21 protein-coding genes are annotated in these 23,427 nt (G+C 56.8%); all 21 read right to left on the reverse strand.

What is annotated here, in order from left to right:
* Positions 1 to 63: 63 nt before the first annotated feature.
* Positions 64 to 1,248 carry an outer membrane protein assembly factor BamB gene (bamB, locus tag OKC40_RS05255; protein ID WP_058053749.1) on the reverse strand — a complete coding sequence of 395 codons (1,185 nt, stop codon included), beginning with the start codon at positions 1,246 to 1,248 and terminating at the stop codon, positions 64 to 66.
* Complete coding sequence (locus OKC40_RS05260; RefSeq protein WP_270794403.1) at positions 1,241 to 1,891, reverse strand: YfgM family protein; 651 nt, start codon at positions 1,889 to 1,891, stop codon at positions 1,241 to 1,243. The genes bamB and OKC40_RS05260 overlap by 8 nt, the downstream gene beginning before the upstream one ends.
* A gap of 3 nt (positions 1,892 to 1,894) precedes the next feature.
* Positions 1,895 to 3,172: a histidine--tRNA ligase gene (gene hisS, locus OKC40_RS05265; RefSeq protein WP_033136069.1), complete on the reverse strand. Its 1,278-nt coding sequence runs from the start codon at positions 3,170 to 3,172 to the stop codon at positions 1,895 to 1,897.
* Between the two features lie 138 nt (positions 3,173 to 3,310).
* Positions 3,311 to 4,426: a flavodoxin-dependent (E)-4-hydroxy-3-methylbut-2-enyl-diphosphate synthase gene (gene ispG, locus OKC40_RS05270; RefSeq protein WP_042063435.1), complete on the reverse strand. Its 1,116-nt coding sequence runs from the start codon at positions 4,424 to 4,426 to the stop codon at positions 3,311 to 3,313.
* A gap of 10 nt (positions 4,427 to 4,436) precedes the next feature.
* Positions 4,437 to 5,405, reverse strand: coding sequence for a cytoskeleton protein RodZ (gene rodZ, locus OKC40_RS05275; protein WP_270794405.1), 969 nt, complete (start codon positions 5,403 to 5,405; stop codon positions 4,437 to 4,439).
* Complete coding sequence (tapF, locus tag OKC40_RS05280) at positions 5,395 to 6,186, reverse strand: PilW family type IVa pilus biogenesis/stability lipoprotein TapF (protein WP_270794406.1); 792 nt, start codon at positions 6,184 to 6,186, stop codon at positions 5,395 to 5,397. The genes rodZ and tapF overlap by 11 nt, the downstream gene beginning before the upstream one ends.
* Before the next feature lie 11 nt (positions 6,187 to 6,197).
* Entirely contained in the window at positions 6,198 to 7,301 is a 1,104-nt protein-coding gene (locus OKC40_RS05285; protein ID WP_033136073.1) for a bifunctional tRNA (adenosine(37)-C2)-methyltransferase TrmG/ribosomal RNA large subunit methyltransferase RlmN, read from the reverse strand.
* A gap of 167 nt (positions 7,302 to 7,468) precedes the next feature.
* Complete coding sequence (gene ndk / locus OKC40_RS05290) at positions 7,469 to 7,897, reverse strand: nucleoside-diphosphate kinase (protein WP_033136074.1); 429 nt, start codon at positions 7,895 to 7,897, stop codon at positions 7,469 to 7,471.
* A 268-nt stretch (positions 7,898 to 8,165) separates the two neighbouring features.
* The gene (gene pepB / locus OKC40_RS05295; RefSeq protein ID WP_182937700.1) at positions 8,166 to 9,449 is read right to left on the reverse strand and encodes an aminopeptidase PepB; all 1,284 of its coding nucleotides are present in this window, start codon (positions 9,447 to 9,449) and stop codon (positions 8,166 to 8,168) included.
* Positions 9,446 to 10,750 (reverse strand): aminopeptidase PepB, encoded by a 1,305-nt coding sequence (pepB, locus tag OKC40_RS05300; RefSeq protein WP_182937701.1) that lies wholly within the window; start codon positions 10,748 to 10,750, stop codon positions 9,446 to 9,448. The genes pepB (OKC40_RS05295) and pepB (OKC40_RS05300) overlap by 4 nt, the downstream gene beginning before the upstream one ends.
* Before the next feature lie 173 nt (positions 10,751 to 10,923).
* Positions 10,924 to 11,262 carry an ISC system 2Fe-2S type ferredoxin gene (gene fdx / locus OKC40_RS05305; RefSeq protein ID WP_005333808.1) on the reverse strand — a complete coding sequence of 113 codons (339 nt, stop codon included), beginning with the start codon at positions 11,260 to 11,262 and terminating at the stop codon, positions 10,924 to 10,926.
* Position 11,263: 1 nt separating this feature from the next.
* Positions 11,264 to 13,111: a Fe-S protein assembly chaperone HscA gene (gene hscA, locus OKC40_RS05310; protein ID WP_270794408.1), complete on the reverse strand. Its 1,848-nt coding sequence runs from the start codon at positions 13,109 to 13,111 to the stop codon at positions 11,264 to 11,266.
* Between the two features lie 28 nt (positions 13,112 to 13,139).
* Positions 13,140 to 13,658, reverse strand: a complete 519-nt coding sequence (gene hscB / locus OKC40_RS05315) for a co-chaperone HscB (RefSeq protein ID WP_270794410.1) — start codon at positions 13,656 to 13,658, stop codon at positions 13,140 to 13,142.
* Between the two features lie 118 nt (positions 13,659 to 13,776).
* The gene (iscA, locus tag OKC40_RS05320; RefSeq protein WP_005333812.1) at positions 13,777 to 14,100 is read right to left on the reverse strand and encodes an iron-sulfur cluster assembly protein IscA; all 324 of its coding nucleotides are present in this window, start codon (positions 14,098 to 14,100) and stop codon (positions 13,777 to 13,779) included.
* A 15-nt stretch (positions 14,101 to 14,115) separates the two neighbouring features.
* Positions 14,116 to 14,499, reverse strand: a complete 384-nt coding sequence (gene iscU / locus OKC40_RS05325; protein ID WP_040094674.1) for a Fe-S cluster assembly scaffold IscU — start codon at positions 14,497 to 14,499, stop codon at positions 14,116 to 14,118.
* 41 nt (positions 14,500 to 14,540) lie between these two features.
* Positions 14,541 to 15,755 carry an IscS subfamily cysteine desulfurase gene (locus OKC40_RS05330; protein ID WP_270794412.1) on the reverse strand — a complete coding sequence of 405 codons (1,215 nt, stop codon included), beginning with the start codon at positions 15,753 to 15,755 and terminating at the stop codon, positions 14,541 to 14,543.
* A gap of 53 nt (positions 15,756 to 15,808) precedes the next feature.
* Positions 15,809 to 16,312 carry a Fe-S cluster assembly transcriptional regulator IscR gene (gene iscR, locus OKC40_RS05335; RefSeq protein ID WP_042063444.1) on the reverse strand — a complete coding sequence of 168 codons (504 nt, stop codon included), beginning with the start codon at positions 16,310 to 16,312 and terminating at the stop codon, positions 15,809 to 15,811.
* A gap of 92 nt (positions 16,313 to 16,404) precedes the next feature.
* The gene (trmJ, locus tag OKC40_RS05340; protein ID WP_270794413.1) at positions 16,405 to 17,127 is read right to left on the reverse strand and encodes a tRNA (cytosine(32)/uridine(32)-2'-O)-methyltransferase TrmJ; all 723 of its coding nucleotides are present in this window, start codon (positions 17,125 to 17,127) and stop codon (positions 16,405 to 16,407) included.
* A 556-nt stretch (positions 17,128 to 17,683) separates the two neighbouring features.
* Positions 17,684 to 20,923 carry a type I Zorya anti-phage system protein ZorD gene (zorD, locus tag OKC40_RS05345; RefSeq protein ID WP_201296179.1) on the reverse strand — a complete coding sequence of 1,080 codons (3,240 nt, stop codon included), beginning with the start codon at positions 20,921 to 20,923 and terminating at the stop codon, positions 17,684 to 17,686.
* Complete coding sequence (gene zorC, locus OKC40_RS05350; protein WP_041999544.1) at positions 20,920 to 22,680, reverse strand: type I Zorya anti-phage system protein ZorC; 1,761 nt, start codon at positions 22,678 to 22,680, stop codon at positions 20,920 to 20,922. The genes zorD and zorC overlap by 4 nt, the downstream gene beginning before the upstream one ends.
* Entirely contained in the window at positions 22,680 to 23,423 is a 744-nt protein-coding gene (gene zorB1 / locus OKC40_RS05355) for a type I Zorya anti-phage system protein ZorB1 (RefSeq protein WP_024946483.1), read from the reverse strand. Before zorB1 ends, zorC begins: the two co-directional genes overlap by 1 nt.
* Between the last annotated feature and the right edge of the window lie 4 nt (positions 23,424 to 23,427).

A 23,427-nucleotide genomic window follows, 5' to 3' on the forward strand; every position in this document is an offset into this window, starting at 1 on the left:
TCTCAAGACGACAAAGGCTCCGGGTCCGAAGACCAGGAGCCGGATATTCACATTATCGGACGATCAAGGACGCTTGAGGGCGTACAACTTGCCGTCACGGCTCTGCACATACAGGGTCTCGCCATCCACCAGCGGGGCGGCGTAGAGGCCACTGCTATCGAGCTGCTGCATCGCCTTGATGGTACCGTCGGTACGATCAAGCCAATACAGGTATCCTTCCACATCACCCACCACCACATAGTCACCAAAGATGACAGGTGCAGTGACGGTACGATTCTCCAGCTGGGTGTTGGACCACAGCTCCAGACCGTTGCGACGATCGACCGCAAACAGATGGCTGCGGCTGTCGGTCAGCACGATGGCATTGCCGGTCATCGCCAGGTCGCGATAGCCGGAATACTTGCGCTTCCACACTTCGTCGCCGGTCATCAGCTTGCGTGCCATCAGCTGACCGTTATAGGCGATGGCATAAAGCTCATCACCGGCGATCAGCGGGCTGGCATCGACGTCGACCATACGGTCCAGTTCGGTAGCACCGCGGGCATCAGCCACCTTGGACTGACGCACCGGCTGGCCATTGCTCAGCAGGGCAATGCCCACCTTGCCATCGGCACGGCCGTAAATCACGGCGCCGTTGGTGATCACCGGCGCACCGGCACTGCGCAGGGTCAGCGGCGGCTGCTCTTCGGAGAGCGACCACTGCAGCTTGCCTTCGTCAGTATCGAGCGCGATCAGGCGACCGGAAGTGGTCAGCACCACCACGCGGCCATCTTCCACCGCAGGGCTCGCCACCACTTCGCCGGGCACATTGGTCTGCCACAGCACTTCACCGTTCTCTTCGTTCAGGGCGTAGACCACCCCGTTCTCGGAGCCGAGGAACAGCTTGCCGTAACGGGAGACCAGACCACCGGAGAGGCGGGCGCTGCGCTTGTCGGCATTGACCGGCAGGTCAGCCAGATCGACGGTCCAGAGGCGATCGCCACTGGCCCGATCGAACGCGGTGACATCACCATCACGGGCGGCCGCATAGATGCGATCCTCTTCCACCACCGGCTTGAGCTGGGAGTAGAAGTCACCGATGCCATCACCTACGGTGGATGACCATGCGGTGTCGGCAGTGAAAGCAGATTCAACCACGGGCAGCGGCGCCATCGGGTTGAGATCCTCTTCCGAACTGAACAGGGAGCAACCCTGCAGAGCGAAGGAGACCGCAGCCCCCAGCGCTACCATTTTGAATAGATTACGCATCCGGTGCCTCACCAGTCGCAACGGCCGGCAGGGCCAGATCGTCCATTTTCAGCTTGAGTTCAGCGCTACCCTGCAGGCCGCCGGCATCGGCCGCCGCCTGATAGGCGTCACGAGCCTCTTCGGTCTTGCCCAGCTTTTGCAGCACATCGCCACGGGCTTCGGCTACCTGCGCCTTGAAGGCGTCATTCTGGATGGTCGCCAGCTTGGCCAGCGCTTCGTCCGCCTTGCCCTGATCATTCAGCACACGGGCCAGACGCAGCGCCGCGATGGGGCGAATGCTCTCGTCACCTGTGGTGGCCACCAGATCCAGCTGCTCGACAGCCAGATCCAGCTTGCCCACCTTGACGGCAGCGGCAGCCAGTTGCAGGGCGGCCAGCTCGGCGTAGGAGTCGCCCTTGTTGGCGGTGACAAACTGCTGTGCCTGCTCGAAACCGGCGGCATCGCCCTTGGCCAGCTGTTCAATCACCTGATTGTAAGCCTGGGAGGAGGCCTCCATGGTCTCTTGCTGGTGCTGGTTGTAATAGCGCCAGCCGAACAGACCGACCAGACCGATCACGGTCCCGGCAATCACCGAGGTTCCGTTCTCTTTCCACCACTCCTTGATAACCTCAACCTGTTGTTCTTCGGTGGTATAGACTTCCACAGCTTACTCTCCTTTGGCTGCCAGCAGGGCAATGGCGGCGTCAACCTTGACGGTCTGTTGCTCGGCCTGACCACGCAGATATTTGATAGTGATCTCCCCGTTTTGCACCTCGGTTTCACCAAGGATCAGGGCGATTGCCGCGCCGCTCTTGTCGGCACGTTTGAGTTGTTTCTTGAAGTTGCCACCACCGCAGTGGCTCATGAGGCGCAGGTCCGGCAGGGCATCGCGCAGACGCTCGGCCAACTGGAAGCCAGCCTGCTCGGTCCCCTCGCCCACCATCGCCAGATAGACATCCACCGCCGGGCGGATATCGGCGTTGAGCTCGAGGGTCTCCAGCATCAGCACCAGACGCTCCATGCCCATGGCAAAGCCCACGGCCGGGGTCGGTTGACCACCCAGCTGCTCCACCAGACCATCGTAGCGGCCACCGGCACAGACGGTGCCTTGGGCACCCAGACTGCTGGTGACCCACTCGAACACGGTCAGGTTGTAGTAGTCAAGACCACGCACCAGACGTTCGTTCACTTCGTATTTGATACCGGCAGACTCGAGCAGGCGCTTGAGCCCCTCGAAGTGGGCCAGGCTCTCTTCGCCCAGATGGTCGAACAGACGCGGGGCCCCCACCAGAATGGCTTGTACCTTTTCATCCTTGGAGTCGAGCACCCGCAGCGGGTTGCTGTACATCCGGCGCTGGCTCTCTTCGTCCAGCTGATCCTTGTACTGCTCCAGATAGGCCACCAGCGCATCGCGGTAAGCGGCGCGCTCGGCGCTCTGGCCCAGGGTGTTGAGCTGCAGGGTGACATGCTCGCTGATGCCAAACAGACGCCACAGGCGGTGGGTCAGCATGATCAATTCTGCGTCAATATCCGGCCCGTTGATGCCAAACAGCTCGACCCCGAACTGGTGGAACTGGCGATAACGGCCCTTCTGGGGACGCTCGTGACGGAACATGGGGCCCATGTACCACATCCGGCGTTCCTGATTGTAGAGCAGACCGTGCTCGATACCGGCACGGACGCAGCTGGCGGTCCCTTCCGGACGCAGGCTCAGGCTGTCGCCGTTGCGGTCTTCAAAGGTGTACATCTCTTTTTCGACCACGTCGGTCACTTCACCGATGGCGCGCTTGAACAGATGAGTCTGCTCGACAATCGGCATGCGCACTTCGCTGTAGCCATAGCTGGCAACGACCTGGCGCAGGATCTGTTCAACCTTCTGCCATACCGGGCTCTGCTCCGGCAGGCAATCATTCATACCGCGAATAGCTTGGATCTGTTTTGCCACGTTGATACTCGAGAAAAAGAGGTAAAATTTGGCCGCATTATAGGGATTTTCCCCCCCAAGGTAAAATCAGGGAATCCGGATGCGGGATTTAAAATCAGTCACCTGGAAAAAGGGCCACCCGACGTGGCCCCGATTTGCTCAATCCTTGTCCACCAGGATCCGGTTGGCGGGATCCATCATGGCGGCCCGGGCGCGAATGCGTCGCTCCAGCACCGGAATGAGATCCTTGTTGTCGAGCCGATCGACCCGCTGGCCCCCTTCATAGAAGGCACTCTTGTTGGCGGCACCCGCCAGACCAAGGTCAGAGACCAGCGCTTCGCCCGGGCCATTCACCACGCAGCCGATGATGGAGACATCCATCGGGGTGATAATGTCTTCGAGCCGCTCTTCCAGCGCGTTGACGGTGGCGATCACGTCGAACTCCTGCCGTGAGCAGGAGGGACAAGCGATGAAGTTGATGCCACGGGAACGAATACGCAGGGATTTGAGGATATCGAAGCCGACCTTCACCTCCTCCACCGGATCCGCCGCCAGCGAGATACGCAGGGTATCGCCGATGCCGTCGGTGAGCAGCATGCCCAGACCGATGGCAGACTTCACCGCGCCGGCACGGAAACCGCCCGCTTCGGTGATGCCCAGATGGAGCGGCTGCTCAATCTGTTTGGCCAGCAGGCGATAGGCACCGACAGCCAGGAACACATCGGAGGCCTTGACGCTCACCTTGAAGTCCTGGAAGTCGAGACGATCGAGATAGTCCACGTGACGCATGGCGGATTCCACCAGCGCTTCGGGGGTCGGCTCGCCGTACTTCTCCTGAATATCTTTCTCCAGCGACCCGCCATTGACCCCGATACGGATCGGGATATTGAGGTCGCGCGCGCAATCGACCACCGAACGCACCCGCTGCTCGTTGCCGATGTTGCCCGGGTTGATACGCAGGCAGTCGGCACCGTACTCGGCCACTTTCAGGGCGATGCGATAGTCGAAGTGGATATCGGCGACGATGGGAATGCGGGTCTGCTGTTTGATGAGCCGGAACGCTTCCGCCGCTTCCATGGTGGGCACGGAGACACGGACGATATCGGCACCGACCCGCTCGATCCGCTGGATCTGCTCGACGGTGGCGGCAACATCTGTGGTTTTGGTGTTGGTCATGGTCTGCACGGTAATGGGGGCATCGCCCCCAACCGGTACATTACCAACCATGATCTGTCTGGATTTACGACGAATGATGGGAGATTCGTGAGAAGACATGAGAAACAGGTTACTCCTGCGGCAGTGAGAAGCGAGCAGTACGACCGTTGTTGTAACGGCTCATATCAAACGACTGGCCCTTGTAGTCAAGCTTGACGGCCATCGGCGCGCCAATGATGAACTTCAGGGGCTCGGCGCCTTCCAGCACCAGCTCGTCATTGGCCTTCTTCAGACCACTGAACAGGGTCTTGCCGTTGGCATCCTTCACATCCAGCCAGCAGTCGGCGGTGAAGCTCATCTTCAGTTGCGGTGCCGTCGCCGGATCAACGACAGCCGGTTCGGATCCGCTCGCCGTGGCGCCGGATACCGCAACATCGGTCACCGTGCCGACATCGGCGCTGACATCGGTCGGGGCCACGGCCGCAGAGGCAGGTGCCAGCGTGGCGGTCGCCTCGGAAACCACCGCAGGGGCAGTCACGTCCGTGGCGGCAGGTGCGACAGTCGCCCCTTCCACCTGATCGGTATTGATCGCATCGGGCGGCGTGATAGCAGGTTCAGCCGGGGTCGAGCTGGTCGCACTCATCTCGGTGGCAGCCAGGGCTTCATCACCGGCGGAGCGACGTGCGGTACTCTGCCACCACCAGGCGACCGAGAGCGCAATCAACACCAGGATCACCAGCCAGGTCACCACCTTGAGCCGACTGTCGTTGGCTTGCTGGCGGGAGCGACGGGAGAAGCTCTGCATGTCGATATTATCGGGCGGCGTCAGACCCAGCTTGTCGTATGCGGCCAGAATGGTCTCTTCGGGGATCCCGACCAGCTTGGCATAGGTGCGCAGATAGCCCCGGATAAAGGTATGGGACGTGTGCTTGTCGTAGGTATCCGATTCGATAGCGGCGATCAGGGTCAGACGAAGGTGAATGCGGGACGCAACCTGTTCTCGTGTCCAGCCAAGCTGTTCACGGGCGTTGCGCAGCAATTGGCCTGGGCCTGCTGCCTGGGAGTCGTCTTGGATATCGTGTGGCTGTTCAATAGTCATTGGCTAAATAACGCTTGGCTTGTTGCGAAGTGGGATATTGCCTTACCAGCTCAGTCCCGAATTGGTGAAGTAATGCCGGCTTGTCCATCGCCTGTGCCAGTCGCAGTCTCAACCAGAGACTCTCCTCATTCTCGTCTGACAAATCGGCAAAACGGGCGAGGTAGGACTGCACATCAGGCAGCTTGCCATCTTTCATGGAAAGCTCGGCCAAGTCCAGCAATAACCCTGGATTGCGGGGATTATACCCCAAGGCCAGGCGATAGTACTCGCCTGCTTTATCATTTCTGCGATTTTGCAGCGCACAAAGTGCCGCATTTTCATAGGTATCGGCAATTTTTACATAGCCTGGCTGAATAACAGCCTGGTTGAACGCCTGATCAGCCTCGTCATAACGGCCGCGATCACAGAGGAAGGCACCATAGTTGTTCATCGCGTCAGCATTGGACGGATCCATGGCAAGGGCGTTCTTGTAATAGGTCTCGGCTGCCTTGAAATCCCCTACCTTCTGGTAAAAGTAGGCAAAACCGATCTGCACCTGAGGATTGGAGGGGTCATATTGGAGGGCGCGGTCAAGATTGAACTTGGCCTGCTCGGCATTGCCCTGACGCAGGTACTGAATACCCAGGTCGAGACGGGTCTGGGCTGCCGCCTTGAGGTCGGGGCCCACTTCACGCTGGGTCGAATTCTGGCCAGCGTAAGTGGTCTCGGTCACACAGCCAGGCAGCGCGCAGAGCGCTGCCACTACGATCAATGTACGTGTATCCATTCCCTGTCTATACAATGGCTTAGCATTTAAACCATTTTGACGGAAATCCCATCCTGTTGCATCCGATTTTTGATAGTTCGCTTGGTACGGTCAATTACGTCGCCCACCAGCTGACCACAGGCGGCGTCGATGTCATCGCCACGGGTCTTGCGGACGATCACGGTGAAACCGTACTCCATCAGCACCTTGGAGAAGCGATCGATACGGCTGTTGCTCGGTTTGCCGTAAGGGTTGCCCGGGAAGGGGTTGAACGGGATCAGGTTGATCTTGCTCGGGGTATCCTTGAGTACCTTGGCCAGCTCGTGAGCATGCTGCATATCGTCATTGATATGATCGAGCAGCACATACTCGACGGTCACTCGACCACCGTTGGCGTTGGACTTCTCGAGGTAACGACGGACACCGGCGAGGAACTCCTCGATGTTGTACTTGTCGTTGATCGGCATGATCTCGGAGCGCAGCTTGTCATTCGGGGCGTGCAGAGAGATAGCCAGCGCCACGTCGATCTGGTCGCCCAGCTTGTCCAGCGCAGGTACCACGCCAGAGGTGGAGATGGTCACCCGGCGCTTGGAGATACCAAAACCGTAGTCATCCATCATCAGACGCATGGCGGGCACCACGTTGGCGAGGTTGAGCAGCGGCTCGCCCATCCCCATCATCACCACGTTGGTGATGGGGCGTTTGCCACCAACCACGCGGGCAGCACGCCACACCTGACCGATGATCTCGGAGACTTTCAGGTTACGGTTAAAGCCTTGCTGGGCGGTAGAGCAGAACTTGCACTCCAGCGCACAGCCGACTTGAGAGGAGACGCAAAGGGTCGCGCGGTCATCTTCCGGGATATAGACGGTCTCGACTTCCTGATCACCCACCTGCAGGGCCCACTTGATGGTGCCATCGGCAGAACGCTGTTCGCGGCTGATCTCGGGCGCCTTGATCTCGGCGATCGCCTTGAGGCGCTCTTTGAGCACCTTGTTGACGTTGGTCATCTGATCGAAATCATCACACCCAAAGTGATAGATCCACTTCATTACCTGATCTGCCCGGAATGGCTTCTCGCCCAGTTCGACGAAAAAGGCACGCATGGCATCCCGATCAAGATCCAGCAGGTTGATTTTTGTTTCGCTCATCAATGGCCTCAGTTCAAACACTTCATCAATTATTGGCTGACGACGTCAGGGGGCGGCATTGTACAAATAATGGGTCTGGCTTTCCACCTGGAGAATAGAGGGATATTGCGTAAACGGCGAAAACAACAAAGGGAGCCGAAGCTCCCTTGCAGGTATCAGTCGCGAGATTAGTCGCGGGAGCAGAGCTCGTTTTCGCTGAAGAAGTAAGCGATTTCACGCTGGGCAGAAGCAAAGCTGTCGGCACCATGCACCGCGTTGCGGTCGATGCTCTCGCCGAAGCAGGCACGCAGGGTACCGGCCAGGGCTTGCTCGGGATTGGTCAGCCCCATCAGATCACGGTAACGCTGAACGGCATTTTCCCCTTCCAGCACCTGCACCATGACCGGACCGGAGGTCATAAAGGTCACCAGTGCATCATAGAAAGGACGGCCTTGATGTTCGGCGTAGAAGCCGGCGGCCTGTTCGCTGGTCAGACGCAGCATTTTGGCGGCAACGATGGTCAGGCCAGCGCTTTCCATGCGGTGGTAGATCTCGCCGATCAGATTCTTGCTGACAGCATCCGGTTTGACGATAGAGAAGGTACGTTCGATGGCCATTGATATCTTTCCTTAACTACAGAGATTTATTGTTAGAATCCATGTTCGCTGGCGATTATACGTAAACAAAAACCGGAAAAACACACAAACAAGCAACTTTTTATTAAACATCACTCCCTTGCAATCAACATCCACGCTCATCTTGACCGAGCAGAGCCGGAAAATATGTGCGCTTGCGCACGATAGTGACCTTAAGCCGCCAAAAAACCATCTTTTGCTCACTATTCGAACAGCATGAAAGAAGGCACCCGAAGGTGCCTTGTCTCGTCTATTTGGCTTCCGCCAGCAGGGCCCGCGCAATGGTGCGCATCCCCAAAGTATTGGCCCCCGGCGCCCAGAGAGCATCGCCATTGTCACTGAAGCAGGCCGCCAGATCGATATGCAGCCACCCCATCCCTTCGTTGGCAACGAAACGGGAGAGGAAGCCCGCCGCGTTGGAAGCGCCACCCGGCCCGCCACCCTTCACCGGACGGCTGTTGGCCGTGTCGGCGTAATGGGAGGGGCACTGCTGGCGGTGCCAGGGCTCCAGCGGCAGCGGCCAGGCCGGCTCCTGCTCTGCATCGGCATAGGTCATGGCCCGGCTCACCAATCCCTTGTCGAGGCCAAACAGGGCATTGTAGCGCCCCCCCAGCGCCATCACGGCAGCGCCGGTCAGGGTGGCGGCATCGATGATCAGCGGCGCGCCGGACTCGCTCGCCAGTTGCAGGCCATCGGCCAGCACCAGCCGCCCTTCGGCGTCGGTATTCACAATCTCGACCGTGGTGCCGTTCTTGTAAGTGAGGATATCCCCCAGCTTGTAGGCGTGACCGGAGACCAGGTTCTCGGCGCAGCAGAGGATCAACTTCACCCGCTTGTCGAGCCCGCGCAGCATGGCCAGCGCCAGCGCACCGGTCACAATCGCCGCCCCCCCCATGTCGCACTTCATGGTGAGCATCCCCTCGGAGCTCTTCATGGAGTAGCCGCCGGAGTCAAAGGTGATCCCCTTGCCCACCAGCGCCGCTGCCACCGGCGCCTTGGGATCGCGCCCCGGGTTGAAGTCGAGCTCCAGCAATACCGGTTCGCGCGCACTGCCGCGGCCCACCTGATAGAGGCCAACCCAACCGGCCTGTTGCAGCGCTTCGCCTTTCAAAATGCGATGGCTCACCTTGTCCGGCGCCAGCTCGGTAATAAAGGATGCGGCTTCCACTGCCAGCTCCAGCGGGCCCAGCAGCTCCGGGGTGGCATTGGTCATCTCGCGCACCCAGCGGCCACAGAGCCAACGCGCCTCCAGCTCCTCTCTGTCCTCTTCCGAGGACATGGCCCACTGCAGTTGCACCTCCGCCTTGGGGGTTTGCAGACCCTGGGCAAAGGCCCACTGCTGCTCGCGCTCCCAGTGGCCAGCCAGCGTCACTTTCTGGATCCCCTGCAGGCAGAGCCGGCGCGCCGCCTGCTGGATATCGAGTAGCGGATTGGCCGTCACCAGATGGATCACCATGCCGTCGGCGCGGTGAGAGAGCAGCGCCCCCTCCCCCCACTCGGCCGGTGCAAATTCACGACTTAACCAGACATTCATGCGGTTACCTCCTGCAGCCAGCGTGCGATGGTGCGCAGACCGTGACCCTTGGCGCCAGTTGCCCAGAGATCGTTGCCCGATTTTTGATAAGAAGCAGCCAGATCCAGGTGTACCCAGCCTTTGCCCTCATCGCGCACGAAGCGGGAGAGGAACGCAGCAGCCGTGGTGGCACCGGCCGTGCCCTCTGCTGAAGCAACATTGCCCAGATCGGCAAAAGCCGAGGTGAGCTGGCTGGCATGCCAGGGCTCCAGCGGCAGTGCCCATGCCAGCTCATTTTCAACCTTGGCGGCGGCCAGCGCGCGCTGCTGTTCGGTCTCATCGAGGGAAAACACCGCATTGTAATCGCGGCCCAGCGCCATCTTGGCGGCGCCGGTCAGGGTGGCAGCGTCAAGGATATAAGTCGCGCCACTGTCGGAGGCTGCCATCAGGCCATCGGCCAGCACCAGACGACCTTCCGCATCGGTGTTCTGGATCTCGACCGAAACCCCATTCTTGTAGGTGAGGATGTCGCCCAGCTTGAAGGCGTGGCCGGAGACCAGGTTCTCGGCGCAGCAGAGAATGAGCTTCACCCGCTGGTTCAAACCACGGCTGATGGCCAGCGCCAGCGCGCCGGTGACCATGGCTGCACCGCCCATGTCGGACTTCATCGGCAGCATGTTGTCAGAGGACTTCATGGAGTAGCCACCGGAATCAAAAGTGATCCCCTTGCCCACCAGCGCCGCCACCACGGGCGCATGGCGATCACCGGTCGGGTTGTAGTCAAGCTCCAGCAGCACCGGCTCGCGCTCGCTGCCACGGCCGACCGACCAGATCCCGATATGGCCGGACTCGCGCAGCGCTTCACCGGCGGTGATGCGGGCAGTAACCTGATCCCCAGCCAGACCACGAATAAGCAACAGGGCCGATTCCGCCAGACTCATGGGGTAGATCTCTTCTGGACAGCCATTGGTGATGTCACGTACCCAGCGGGCCGCCTTGAGCAGCGCATCCAGTTCACGGGCGTCCGCATCGCGCTGCTGGCCGAAATCCAGTTCACGCGCACCCTTCGCGGCGTAGAACCCCTGGGCGAACGCATAGCGACGCTCCAGATCCCACTCCTCACCGGCCAGCGTCACCCGCTTGATCCCGCTCGATTCGAGGCGACGGGCGGCGCGCTGAACGGTGCGCAGAACATCCTTCTCCTGACCGGCTGCACCGAGATGGATCAGTGCCTCGTCGCCATTGAAACTGAGCTGGGCGCCCTCGCCCCAATGGGCGGCCGCAGCCTGGGTGGATAACGCTACCTTCATCATGTCAGCCATCGTGTTTGCTTCCTTTTTACTGGCACTATTTATAAGCACTCTTTATGGGAAAGAGCTTATTGGCAAAGCGAGAATAACGAATACAAAAAAGGCCGTGCCCCCGAGGGTCACGGCCTTCCACCATATCACCGAAGCACCACAGGATGCTGCACGTGCAATTCACTCATGTGTAATTAATGGCGCTCTGAGGCAAGGTTCAGGGTGTACTTGGGCAGTTCCACCACCAGATCCTCGTCCGCCAGTTTTGCCTGGCAGCTGAGGCGCGATTCCGGCTCCAGTCCCCACGCCTTGTCCAGCATATCGTCTTCCAGCTCGTCGCTTGGCTCGAGAGAGTCAAAGCCCTCGCGCACCACACAATGGCAGGTAGTGCAGGCACAGGATTTCTCGCAGGCGTGCTCGATCTCGATACCGTTGCGCAGCGCCACATCCAGAATGGTCTCACCACTTTGCCCCTCGAGGGCGGCGCCATCCGGACAGAGTACGGGATGAGGAAGAATGATCAGTTTTGGCATATTACACCTTGTTGACGTTTTGTCCGGTCAGCACCTTGCGAATGGAGGCATCCATTCGGCGGGCTGCAAACTCGCCACTGACAGCATCTGCCGCCTCAATGGCTTCTTTGATTTGATTGGTTGAGCCTGCGTTGCGCATGGTCAGCAGATGGGCGATGGCGGCATCAATCTCGGCTCGCTCGGCTGCGTTCAGCAGGGCATCGCCATCGGCGGCCAGCGCCGCATTGAGACTCTCGACCACCCGGTCGGCTTCAACCTGCTGCTCGGCCAGCATGCGGGCATCCATATCCTGCTGGGCGTTCTCGATGGAGGCACTCAGCATGGTGAGGATATCCTGCTCCGCCAGCCCGTAAGAGGGCTTGACCTGGATCTCGGCCTGCACGCCGGAGGATTTCTCCATGGCGCTAACCGAGAGCAGACCATCCGCATCCACCTGGAAGGTGACGCGAATATGGGCGGCGCCGGCAGCCATCGGCGGAATACCGGTCAGGGTAAAGCGGGCCAGGGAGCGGCAATCGGCCACCAACTCGCGCTCACCCTGTACCACGTGAATGGCCATGGCGGTCTGACCATCCTTGAAGGTGGTGAACTCCTGGGCGCGGGCCACCGGAATGGTGGTGTTGCGCGGGATCACCTTCTCGGCGAGGCCCCCCATGGTCTCCAGACCCAGCGACAGGGGGATAACGTCCAGCAGCAGCATCTCGGCATCGGGCTTGTTGCCCACCAGAATATCGGCCTGGATGGCGGCGCCAATGGCGACCACTTTGTCCGGATCGATACTGGTCAGCGGCGTGCGCTGGAAGAACTCGCCCACCAGTTCGCGCACCAGCGGCACCCGGGTGGAGCCACCGACCATCACCACTTCCAGCACTTCCACCTGCTCAAGGCCCGCATCGCGCAGGGCGCGGCGGCAAGCCAGCAAGGTCCGTTTCACCAGCGGGGTAATGAGCTCATCAAACTGGCTGCGGGTCACGCAACCCTGCCAGCCAGCAAAGGTGCAGGGAACGCTGTCGGTATCGGTCAAGCCGTGTTTGACGGCAGCAGCCACATCCAGCAGCTCGCGCTGCAGATGGGCATCCAGATCGCCGGATAGGCCCGCCTGTTCCTTGATCCAGTCCGCCAGCAGGTGATCGAAGTCATCGCCGCCGAGGGCCGAATCACCGCCGGTAGCCATCACTTCAAAGACGCCGCGGTGCAGCCGCAGGATGGAGATATCGAAGGTACCGCCCCCCAGATCGTAAACCGCAATCACCCCTTCCTGACCGGTGTCGAGGCCATAGGCAATCGCGGCTGCGGTCGGCTCATTGAGCAGCCGCAGCACGTGCAGACCGGCCAGACGGGCCGCGTCCTTGGTGCCCTGACGCTGGGCATCGTCGAAATAGGCGGGCACGGTAATGACCACGCCGTCGAGATCGCCACCCAGCGAGGCGGCGCCACGCTCGGCCAGCTTTTTGAGAATTTCGGCCGAGACCTGCACCGGATTGACCAGCCCCTGACGGGTTTGCAGTTGCGGCATGCCATTGTCGGCGGCAACGAACTGGTAAGGCTGCTGGCGGGTATCGATATCGGCCAGCGCCTTGCCCATCATCCGTTTGACCGAGACGATGGTGTTGTGTGGATCGAGTGCCGCTTCGCGCTTGGCATCAATCCCGACTCGAATGGCGTCGCTTTGATAGTGCACCACCGACGGGAGCAGGTCGCGCCCTTGCTCATCGCAAAGGGTATCGGCGTGACCGCTGCGAACCGCAGCGACGAGAGAGTTGGTGGTGCCGAGATCGATGCCGACCGCACGTTTGTGCTGATGAGGTACAGCGCTCTGGCCGGGTTCGGCGATTTGCAGTAATGCCATGGGTAATGAAACTTCCAGCGTTAAAGGATCAAGACTCGAGAAGCGAGTCTTCGAATCGTTCCAGCTCTTCGAGGAGCTTGTCGACAAACTTGAGTTTGCGAACGCAATCAGCGGCAACGAGATCTTTACCGGCGGCAAGAGACTCGGTCAGCTGCTGCATCAACATCTGGTGATCATGCCTGATCTCGCTGCGAAAATCCTTGATGGCGCGCTCAGGGTCGGCGTCATCTTTCAGATCGGCCAGACGCTCGCGCCACTCCAGCTGCTGCATCAGAAACGCGGTATCTTGCAGGGTCTGCTGTTCACCACGGATATCGGTGCCACGCAGGGAGAGCAGATATTCGGCACGGCGCAGCGGCGCCTTGAGGGTGGTGAATGCTTCGTTGATCTGGGCGGCACGTTGCACCGCAGCCAGCAGCTCCCGTTCGGGGGCGGTGGCAAAACGATCAGGATGGAATTGGGTTTGCAGCTGGCGGTAGGTATCAGCCAACTGACGGGTATCGAGCTCGAAGCCTTCAACCAGCCCAAACAGCTCGAAATGATTCATGCAAACCTCTTGGAAACGTTCGCCACAACCTCACTCGCCCTTGGCAAATGAGATGTGGTTGAACGGATCATGGGCGACCCGCTCAACCACAGACGAAGGATCATTGACGTCAAAAAACTCAGACACTGAAGCTTTCGCCGCAACCACACTCGCCTTTGGCGTTGGGGTTATTGAACTGGAAGCCCTCGTTGAGGCCCTCCTTGACGAAATCCAGCTCGGTGCCATCCAGATGGATCAGGCTCTTGGCATCAACAATAATCTTGACGCCCTGCTGCTCGAACACCTGATCTTCATCGGTCAGTTCATCAACGAACTCAAGCACGTAGGCCAGACCGGAGCAGCCGGTGGTCTTGACGCCGAGGCGCAGGCCAATGCCCTTGCCCCGGTTAGCCAGAAAAGAGGAAACCCGTGCCGCGGCGGCATCTGTCATGGTAATAGCCATACTGCTCTCCGGCGCTTAGAGACCTTTCTTCTGCTTGTAATCGGCGATGGCGGCCTTGATGGCGTCCTCAGCCAGAATGGAGCAGTGGATCTTCACCGGTGGCAGGGCCAGCTCTTCGGCGATATCGGTGTTCTTGATGCCAGCCGCTTCGTCCAGGGTCTTGCCCTTGACCCATTCGGTCACCAGGGAGCTGGAGGCGATGGCAGAACCGCAGCCGTAGGTCTTGAACTTGGCATCTTCGATGATGCCTTCGTCGCTGATCTTCAATTGCAGCTTCATCACGTCGCCACAAGCAGGCGCACCGACCATGCCGGTCGCGATGCTGGGATCATTCTTGTCGAAACCACCGACGTTGCGAGGATTCTCGTAGTGGTCGATTACTTTTTCACTGTAAGCCATATCTCACTCCTGCTAATTCTGTTGCTCACTGACCCGGTGGATCAGTGATGAGCCCATTCGACCGTGTTCAGATCGACGCCGTCTTTGTACATCTCCCACAGGGGGGACATCTCGCGCAGACGACCGATGGAGTCACGAATAAGCTTGACCGCGTAGTCAATCTCTTCCTCGGTGGTAAAGCGACCGATGCTGAAACGGATGGAGCTGTGTGCCAGCTCGTCGTTCAGACCCAGTGCGCGCAGCACATAGGAGGGTTCCAGGCTGGCAGAGGTACAGGCCGAGCCGGAAGAGACCGCCAAATCTTTCAGCGCCATGATGAGGGATTCCCCTTCCACATAGGCAAAGCTGACGTTGAGGTTGCCGCAGACGCGATGCTCAAGATCACCGTTGAGGTAAACGGCTTCGATATCCTTGAGGCCATCCCACAGACGCTGACGCAGTGCCATGACACGCTTGCCTTCGCTGACCATCTCTTCCTTAGCGATGCGGAAGGCTTCGCCCATACCGACGATCTGGTGAGTCGGCAGTGTGCCGGAACGCATGCCGCGCTCGTGACCACCACCGTGCATCTGGGCTTCGATACGCACGCGCGGTTTGCGACGCACGTAGAGCGCACCGATCCCTTTCGGACCATAAATTTTGTGGGCAGAGAGAGAGAGCAGGTCAATCTTCATCGCTTCGACGTCGATCTCTACCTTGCCTACGCTCTGGGCTGCATCCACGTGCAGCAGGATCTTGCGGGAGCGGCACAGTTCGCCCAGCCCTTTGATATCCTGGATCACGCCAATTTCGTTGTTCACATGCATCAGGCTCACCAGAATGGTGTCATCACGCATGGCATTCTCGATCATCTCGAGCGTAAACAGACCATTGGGCATAGGCTCGAGGTAGGTCACTTCGAACCCTTCACGCTCCAGCTGACGGCAGGTATCGAGTACCGCTTTATGCTCGGTCTTGGAGGTGATGAGGTGCTTGCCCTTGCTGGCATAGAAGTGGGCAACACCCTTGATGGCCAGGTTATTGGATTCGGTCGCACCGGAGGTGAAAACGATCTCGCGGGGATCGGCACCAATCAGCTCTGCCACTTGATTACGGGCCAGATCCACCGCCTCTTCGGCCTGCCAGCCAAAACGGTGAGAACGGGAAGCCGGATTGCCGAACAGGCCATCCATGGTGAGACACTGCATCATTTTTTCTGCGACACGCGGGTCCACCGGACAGGTTGCCGAATAATCAAGGTAAATAGGCAGTTTCATGTTTTTCTCCGTCACAGTCCGGGTCATACAGAATCCCGCTGTGGAAAGCACGTTTATAGTTGGACTTTCAAGCTCACATCGCCGTGTTCTGCCCGTTCAACCAGGGACAACACGGTCTTCATTTGTTCATCTTGCTTGCCGGCAATCCGGCGCACATCGGCCTGGCGTACCAGCTCGGCCAGGGTGATATCCCCGAGGAAGCTGGAAATCCGCTCGCTCAGATCACGCCATAGGGAGTGCGTCAGGCACTGGGTACCGCCGTGGCAACCGCCCTTGCCGAGACACTTGGTGGCATCGACCGACTCATCGACCGCGGTGATCACCTGACCGACCGAAATCTCGTCCGGCGCCAAGCCAAGGCGATAACCACCACCCGGGCCACGCACACTGCTCACCAAACCATGTTTGCGCAGGCGGGCAAAGAGCTGCTCGAGATAGGACAACGAAATGCCCTGGCGCTCGGAAATATCGGCAAGGGGGACGGGCCCCTGCTCTGCATGCAGCGCCACGTCGAGCATGGCGGTTACAGCGTAACGTCCTTTTGAAGTCAGTCTCATGTGCCTTACCGTCTTGCGAAGCAATTTAATGGGGCACATGGTCACATACCCGACCAAATCAGTCAAGTATATGGTTGAGTAAATCAGTCGGATTAATCCGGTACGCGCGCTTTCTGCACCGAGGTCAAAATCCCGCGCAGAATGTTGAGCTCTGCCGCTTCCGGCCGTGCCCGATTGAACAAGCGACGCAACTTGCTCATCACATGACCCGGATGGTCATCGGCAATAAAACCGGTCTTCATCAGGGTTTGTTCCAGGTGCTGATAGAACCCTTCCAGCTGGGCGGCACTCGGATAGGCCATCTCATCTTCAGGCTCGGCGGCCTGCCCCTGCAGCCAGCGCATCCGCACTTCGTAGCAGAGGGTCTGCACCGCCATGGCCAGATTGAGGGAGCTGTAATCGGGATTGGCCGGAATGGCCACGTGGTAGTGGCACTTTTGCAGCTCGTCGTTGGTGAGACCGGTGCGTTCACGGCCAAACACCAGCGCAACCGGGTGCTGCATCCCCTCAACCACCGACTTCTCGCCGGCTTCACGGGGATCAAGCATGGGCCAGCTCAGGGTGCGGGAGCGGGCGCTGGTGCCAATCACCAGACCACAATCGGCGATCGCGTCGTCCAGCGTCGGGACGATACGGGCATTGGCAAGCACATCGCTGGCACCTGCCGCCAGGGCGAAGGCATTTTCATCCGGCAAGGCTTGCGGATCAACCAGAACCAGTTGGGTCAACCCCATGGTCTTCATGGCACGCGCCGCAGACCCCATGTTGCCGGTATGAGAGGTGTTTACCAAAACGATACGAATCTGATCCAACATGCCCAGTCAATCTTCAGTCAAAAATAGCGCGCAATTATAACATAGGAGAACGCTATTTTGGCACCGTAAAAGCTGAGTGAATCGCCCTCAGTTGATTCTATTCAAGCTGCATTGATTTATAAAACTGAATCGCCCCCACTTCCCTAGACACCGCACAAAATTAAAAGGCCCTGCTGTTGCAGGGCCTTTGAGTTTCCAACTTAAATGGCCGTGATCAGCACGTGATCATAACCATTTAAGTTGGAAACTAGCAGATCAAACGATTCAGTAACTTAGCGACACCACATGTGACATTTAAGTTGGAAACTCAATAGCAATCCTCCGCCTGCTCAACGAACAAGCAGGACATTGAAGTTGGAAACCAAGCTCTGTTTGCCATGATAGTGACCATGTAACTAAATTACAAAACAGCTAATTACCTCTTATGAGCAGTGGCAGGCAGACGCATGTCATTTGTCCGCAGTTAGCAGAGAGGCTACATGCTGGTGTTGAAAGGTGTGGCTGTAGGTATATGACACCACGGGAAGTCAGCCTAGCAGCTCCCCTTGTAATGACATCATTTGTTAAGCACACCATCAAACTCCGACAGTTGTAAGTCATTTTTCCCCTGCAACATATCGCTCGCTAACGATCTACGCTGGTCCAGTAAATCATCGAGCGTTGCCTCGAAGGTCTGAATGTCAGCATCGCGTATAGTTGGATAATAGACAAATACATCCTTGGTCTGGCCGATACGGTATGCTCGATCGGTCGCCTGATCTTCTTTGGCCGGATTCCAGCACCGGGTGAAATGGATCACATGGTTTGCTCCCTGCACATTGACACCAAACCCCACCGCCACGGTGGAAAGAATAATCACATTAAAGCCGGACACTGCCTGGAAACGATCAATCAGACGTTGGCGACTATTCAGGCTATCGCTACTTGTACTGGTGTCCCCATTAATGATTGTTGGGGATATATCGAAACGGACCTTAACCGCGTGCTGTACTTCACGCTGAACATCCCGTAGTTCGGTGAAGATGATAACTTTATCCCCGCTGCAACGGATGTTATCCAGTTGTTCTAGCAGCCACCTCATCTTAGGGGAATGTTCACGTAACCAAAGGTCAGGCTCCACACAATAGGGGTGAGCACAGACCAGCTTGAGTTTATGCAACACAGGAAGGATGAAACTCTCTTTACTCCCTGCGGCCTCCTGCACCAATTGTCGCTGTCGATATTCACCAATCTGCTGGTTATAGAGGGAACGCTGCCGACTAACCATGGTCAGATTGCGGCAAGTGCGATCTTCTATCTTGGAAGGCAAATCCTTAGCCACATCCTGCTTGGTCCGCCGCAAGGTCTGGGGCTCAATCAAGGAACGTAATCGAGCCAGAGCTTCTAGATCCTTGCACTCCCCCTCTTCAATTGGTTTTTGGTATTCACGACCAAACTGGTTTAAGGCCCCAAGCAAACCTGGCTGGACAAAATCAAACAGGCTCCAGAGATCGATCAAGGTGTTTTCTACTGGAGTACCAGTACAAGCAATGCGAAACCTGGACTTCATGGCTTTAATAGCCCTAGTCACCATAGCTGCTGGATTTTTGATTTTTTGGGCTTCATCACAGATCACCATGGCCCATGACTGACGACCCAAGGAGATCTCTTGGGAACGCAGCGTCTCGTATGTGGTTAACACGATACGAGCCTCCTGTAACCAACCGGGACGCAACAGATTTGTTACACCCTGCTGACGCAATGATTCTGGGATTTCATAGCTGCGAAACTTTGCCTCTGATAGAGCATCACCGTAGAGCCGCATGACTGCAATGTCATCGGCATAGAAGAATTTTCGCAATTCTGCTTCCCAGTTATCCAATAACGAAACCGGGGCTACGATAAGTACAGGATCACCACTTGGTTGACGTTCCAGATAATCAACCACAAAGGTAAGCAATTGGATCGTTTTTCCTAAACCCATGTCATCAGCTAAGAGGCAACCCGATACATGTTCTGGTGACAGCTCGAACAGATGCTGTAACCATGCCACACCGTGTAATTGGTGCTCACGCAGCGAGATTTCTGGCTTAAGCCTCTCCGGTAATGACGGGGAGGAAAGACGCGCCTGTTGAATCGCATCTTGTCGCCACTTGGCATAACCCACCTCGTCGATATTTTCTTCCACCAGCAAACCAATGCTGTTTTTCCTCATGGATTCTTGAACTGTTGGCTCTTCGCTCCGGATCTGCTTTCGCCATTCCTTTTGTATCTGCTCAGCCAAGCGCAATGGCACGGGTTGCTCAGATCCTGGCAAACAAAGATGCCCTGCTCCCTCTGCAAACGCCTCGTCAATACGCTTTGATAACTCATCCAGCGCCGCTGCATCGTCAAAATTGATCTGTGCGACAACATCACCCACTGACTCCTCAATTCCATTCGATTCGCTCGAAAGCCAATCCTGACCGGTTGTTCGGGTCAGGAAAGGAGATGATACTGGCACTACCTCGCCGAGACCGATAATGCGATCACCATAGCGAGAGAGTTCAAACAAAGAATCGAACAACTCTCCGGACACCTCTCGTTGCCAGCGATCTAGCAACTTTTCGATGTCCAACAATTGCTGCTCGTCAAAGTCGCCTAACTCCAGCTCAAAACCCTGCCAGAAACCTGCGCTCATACCAGCAGCCAGCTTAAAGCGCAGCTCCTGTACAAAAGGCGCAAATATTCCAGGTGAATTGAAACTCAGTGTTTCATCAGGGAGTGGCTCTCGGCTTATAGGGGAGAGATGCAGCAATACGGTGGCGATCTTCCCACTTTCGGCCTCGCATTTAGGTTCCAGACGAAAATGATGAAAATAGATCCCCGCATCGACAAGCGATTGCTCGTGCTGCTCTGGATCGAGTACCACGCTGGTCACTTCTCCCAGCAGGGCATAGGGATTGCGCAACAGGGACAACGCCGAATCCCCAGCCACCCTTCTCCCCGGTATCGCCTTGATGGCTTCGAGTACTTGCTTGATCTCAGGCTCTATCAACACATGAGCGATGGTGCCATCTGGTTGCGTGATACGGTATCTGTCCTGTACCCGTTGGGTAGCATCAAATGAGGAAAGGAACCCAACTGGTTGTTCAGGAAAATCAACGCCAACCTCAATGACAGGACAAGAGTCGATCTCTGCCTTACGTGGTCGCAAAGCCAGTCGCTGAGGTTTAACTACCACTGTCTTGGCAAGAAAACCATCCATGTCGGCATTAGCCGCTTTGGCAACACTGCGAATAACGGCCCACCCTTCATAGTTGGTCGCCTCACCCGGCTCATCCCTCTGACAACGAGCAAGGTCACGCAGAGACTCACAGAGCTGCCAGCTGGCTTCGTTCAGTAGACGTTGTCCCTTCTTCGTTGTTACCAACGCCCCCTGACGTTTTAACTCGACATGTTCTCCCGTTACTTCATCACTCCAGTGAGTAATCGCAACGGTGAACTGAGGATCGACCAAGCTGCCTCTGCATTCCAATTTGGGGCGTAGATCAGTACAGTGAGGCAGCGACAACAACGCCAGACTACTTTCATGATCGGCGTCGGCCATTAATCGATACATATCACGCCATGTCAGGAGCCAGCGGTCGCTAAGCACCGCAACGTACTCCTCCTCGGCAAGCTGCTCCAGATAGGCAACCAAGGCCCATCGCTCAGGCTCGCTCTGTATACGTTCGGCAAACACGATCCCTCTCTCATCCGCCTGCCAACATGGGCTGAGATCAACCGGATCATGCTTATTTTTCCCAAATTTGCTAAACCAACGTCCAAGCATCATTTTTTCCAAAACATAAACGGGCTGCCAGTTTTGACCACAAAACCATTGCGCCTCAGAAGCAAAATGTCATCTGTATTGCGCTGCTTGATCTCTATATGGAAAGCACCGCCCTTTTCACGATGATCCGTATAATGTCGCAGGTTTTCGCCTAACTGTTCGAGCAACAGAGCAAAATCAACTTTCCCCTTACCGCCTGAATGAATCACAACGGTCCGATCAGCAGGTGTGTTCACAACTTGGCTCTTTGATTCAGAATTGTTGCCAAGGGGAGCTTGAAATGATGGAACGCTTGGTTTGACAATTTTTGGTTTAACTACACGATTCCATAATTGATTGGCTCCCTGTGGGTTTGGAACAATACCAAGCAACCGTAACTCATCATCATATTTTTGCTGCCACCCCTCCATCGCATCGGGCTTTAATGGTTTGGGAACATGTATCCAACGCCCCTTCGCGAGGTTTTTTTGTTTCAAATCATGAGTTAAGTGCAATGTACTGGCATCAGGATTAAATCCGCAGGAGTTAGCTCGATATACATAACAGGCGTTTCCTGTGTGCGAAAACTCGACAAAGATGTAATCGCCAATCTGCATGATTACTGCGTTATCAGCTGGCGAGCCCCCAGATAAATCTCCTAGGCGGCCCTTATTTTGATCACGAAAACGGACAAACTCTCCATCTCGGTTTAATTGAGCATCACGTCCCATCACGATACGGGTATAACTCATCTGATCGGCAAAACGGAGCCAATAGAAGAGACGCGCCTGATCAACCTCGCCTTCACCTTTCAGCAAACTAAAAAAGTGCTGTAAATCCTGCTTGGCAAGCCATGCCCCCACCATGTCACATACCGGTTTATCCACATGGTGACGCCAGCGATTTTGATCGGATTTCAACTGGGGGTTCCCCCAGATCTCCAGACCAGCTTGTATCAAGTTGGCTTGTGGCTGCACATGACAGCTACAACCATGATATCGAGTGAGACAAGCAGCCATGATCTCGTCGGAATAACGCCGATTATTGATAGCCATCAGCGCTAACAACTCTGATAACCGGTCTAAAAACGTAGCTTCATCAAGTTCGGCAATTTTTTTCTGCACGACCGCGATAACTTGATGCCAAAGCCAACTTTCTGCTGGGATTTGGGCAAGAGTCTGTAGCTGAGTAAGATCTGTTACTGTCCCCTCAAATACCTGCTGTCCTAACCGTAAACCTGCTTCACTCTGAAAAAGTTCTTGATGCTCATCAACTACCCGCATCCAAGCTTTAAGCTTCTCCGGATTCCGTAGTACACGATAACCATCCCGGATATAAGTGCGCAGTTGTTGCCAGTTTTGGCTCTTCTCAGGCTCTATTGCCTCATAGCCAAAATAGCTGAAGCAGAGAGCAGTCCAATCCCGGCGAACCAACTCACGGCTATCGATGTGAGCAGATACATGCCTACTCACTCGTGGAAAGACCTTTTCATCATCTAGCAACTGCTTGCCTGCTTCAACGCAGTCAACAAGCCCTGCATATACCAACCGCCACTGCCGCCGGGTGAGCGGTTCATTACGTAGGAAGGCCGCCAGAGCGGCATGACGCTTCTCCTTCGGTGGTTCTGGAGCTGCCTCCGCTTGGTCAAACCTAGCCTCAACCTCAGATCTAGCTCGCTTCAAAGCCGAAAAGGAATGCAGAGTCCTCTCCTGATAGCGACCATTGACCCGCTCCACACTGGACTCCAAGATCGCCGTAAGACGGGAAATTGCATCCACCATCAGCGCATCTCCAACTGACAACGTTCAGCCGTCATCAGACCAGAAAACTGAGGTGCGCTCTCCGCCGCCTGCTGCTTGTCTTCCTTGAGCCCATAAAACTGCATGCGCAGCTCCACTCGACGACTTGCCTCTTTGCTGTCCTTGGCATTGTTAAAAGAAACACCGCCAGCCAAAAACAGGCTACGGATCTGCTGCTGGTGTTCGGCAGAAAGGGATTGCTGCAACTGGCTCCGTCCGTCAAGCAGTGCACACATTACCCACTCGGAACGCTGTAGCGACAAGTGGAGGTTATAGAGGTAAGAACCATCCGTATCGGTAAAACCTTCAACCACCACCTGTTTCATCCAACGTTGCCCCTCTGGGCTATCGGTAACATCCAGGATCAACGGCACCACGTCCTGCAATGCCTGCTGACCCTGTGGGTCTAGAAAATATTGGTTGTGACCAAAGCGACCGGCCTCCCCAAAGCTAATCCGGTTGTCACGACAGTCAACTTTAATGATGTTGCTCTTCTTTCGCGCCAGTATCTCCAAGCTTTGACAGATACGGGCAATATCCTGCCCTCTTTGCTTTTCTCCAGCCTCAACTTCGCGAATACGCTGGGTCACAGACGCAAGTGAAGCAACCATGACAACCAAGAACAACACCATCATGGCAGTCATCAGATCGGCATAAGATATCCAAAACGGCTTTTCCGCCTCATCGTTGCGACGCGAGGCCGGAGCGCCTTTCATCCCGAACATAAGT

The organism is Aeromonas sp. QDB11 (assembly GCF_027705265.1).
GTDB lineage: Bacteria > Pseudomonadota > Gammaproteobacteria > Enterobacterales > Aeromonadaceae > Aeromonas > Aeromonas allosaccharophila.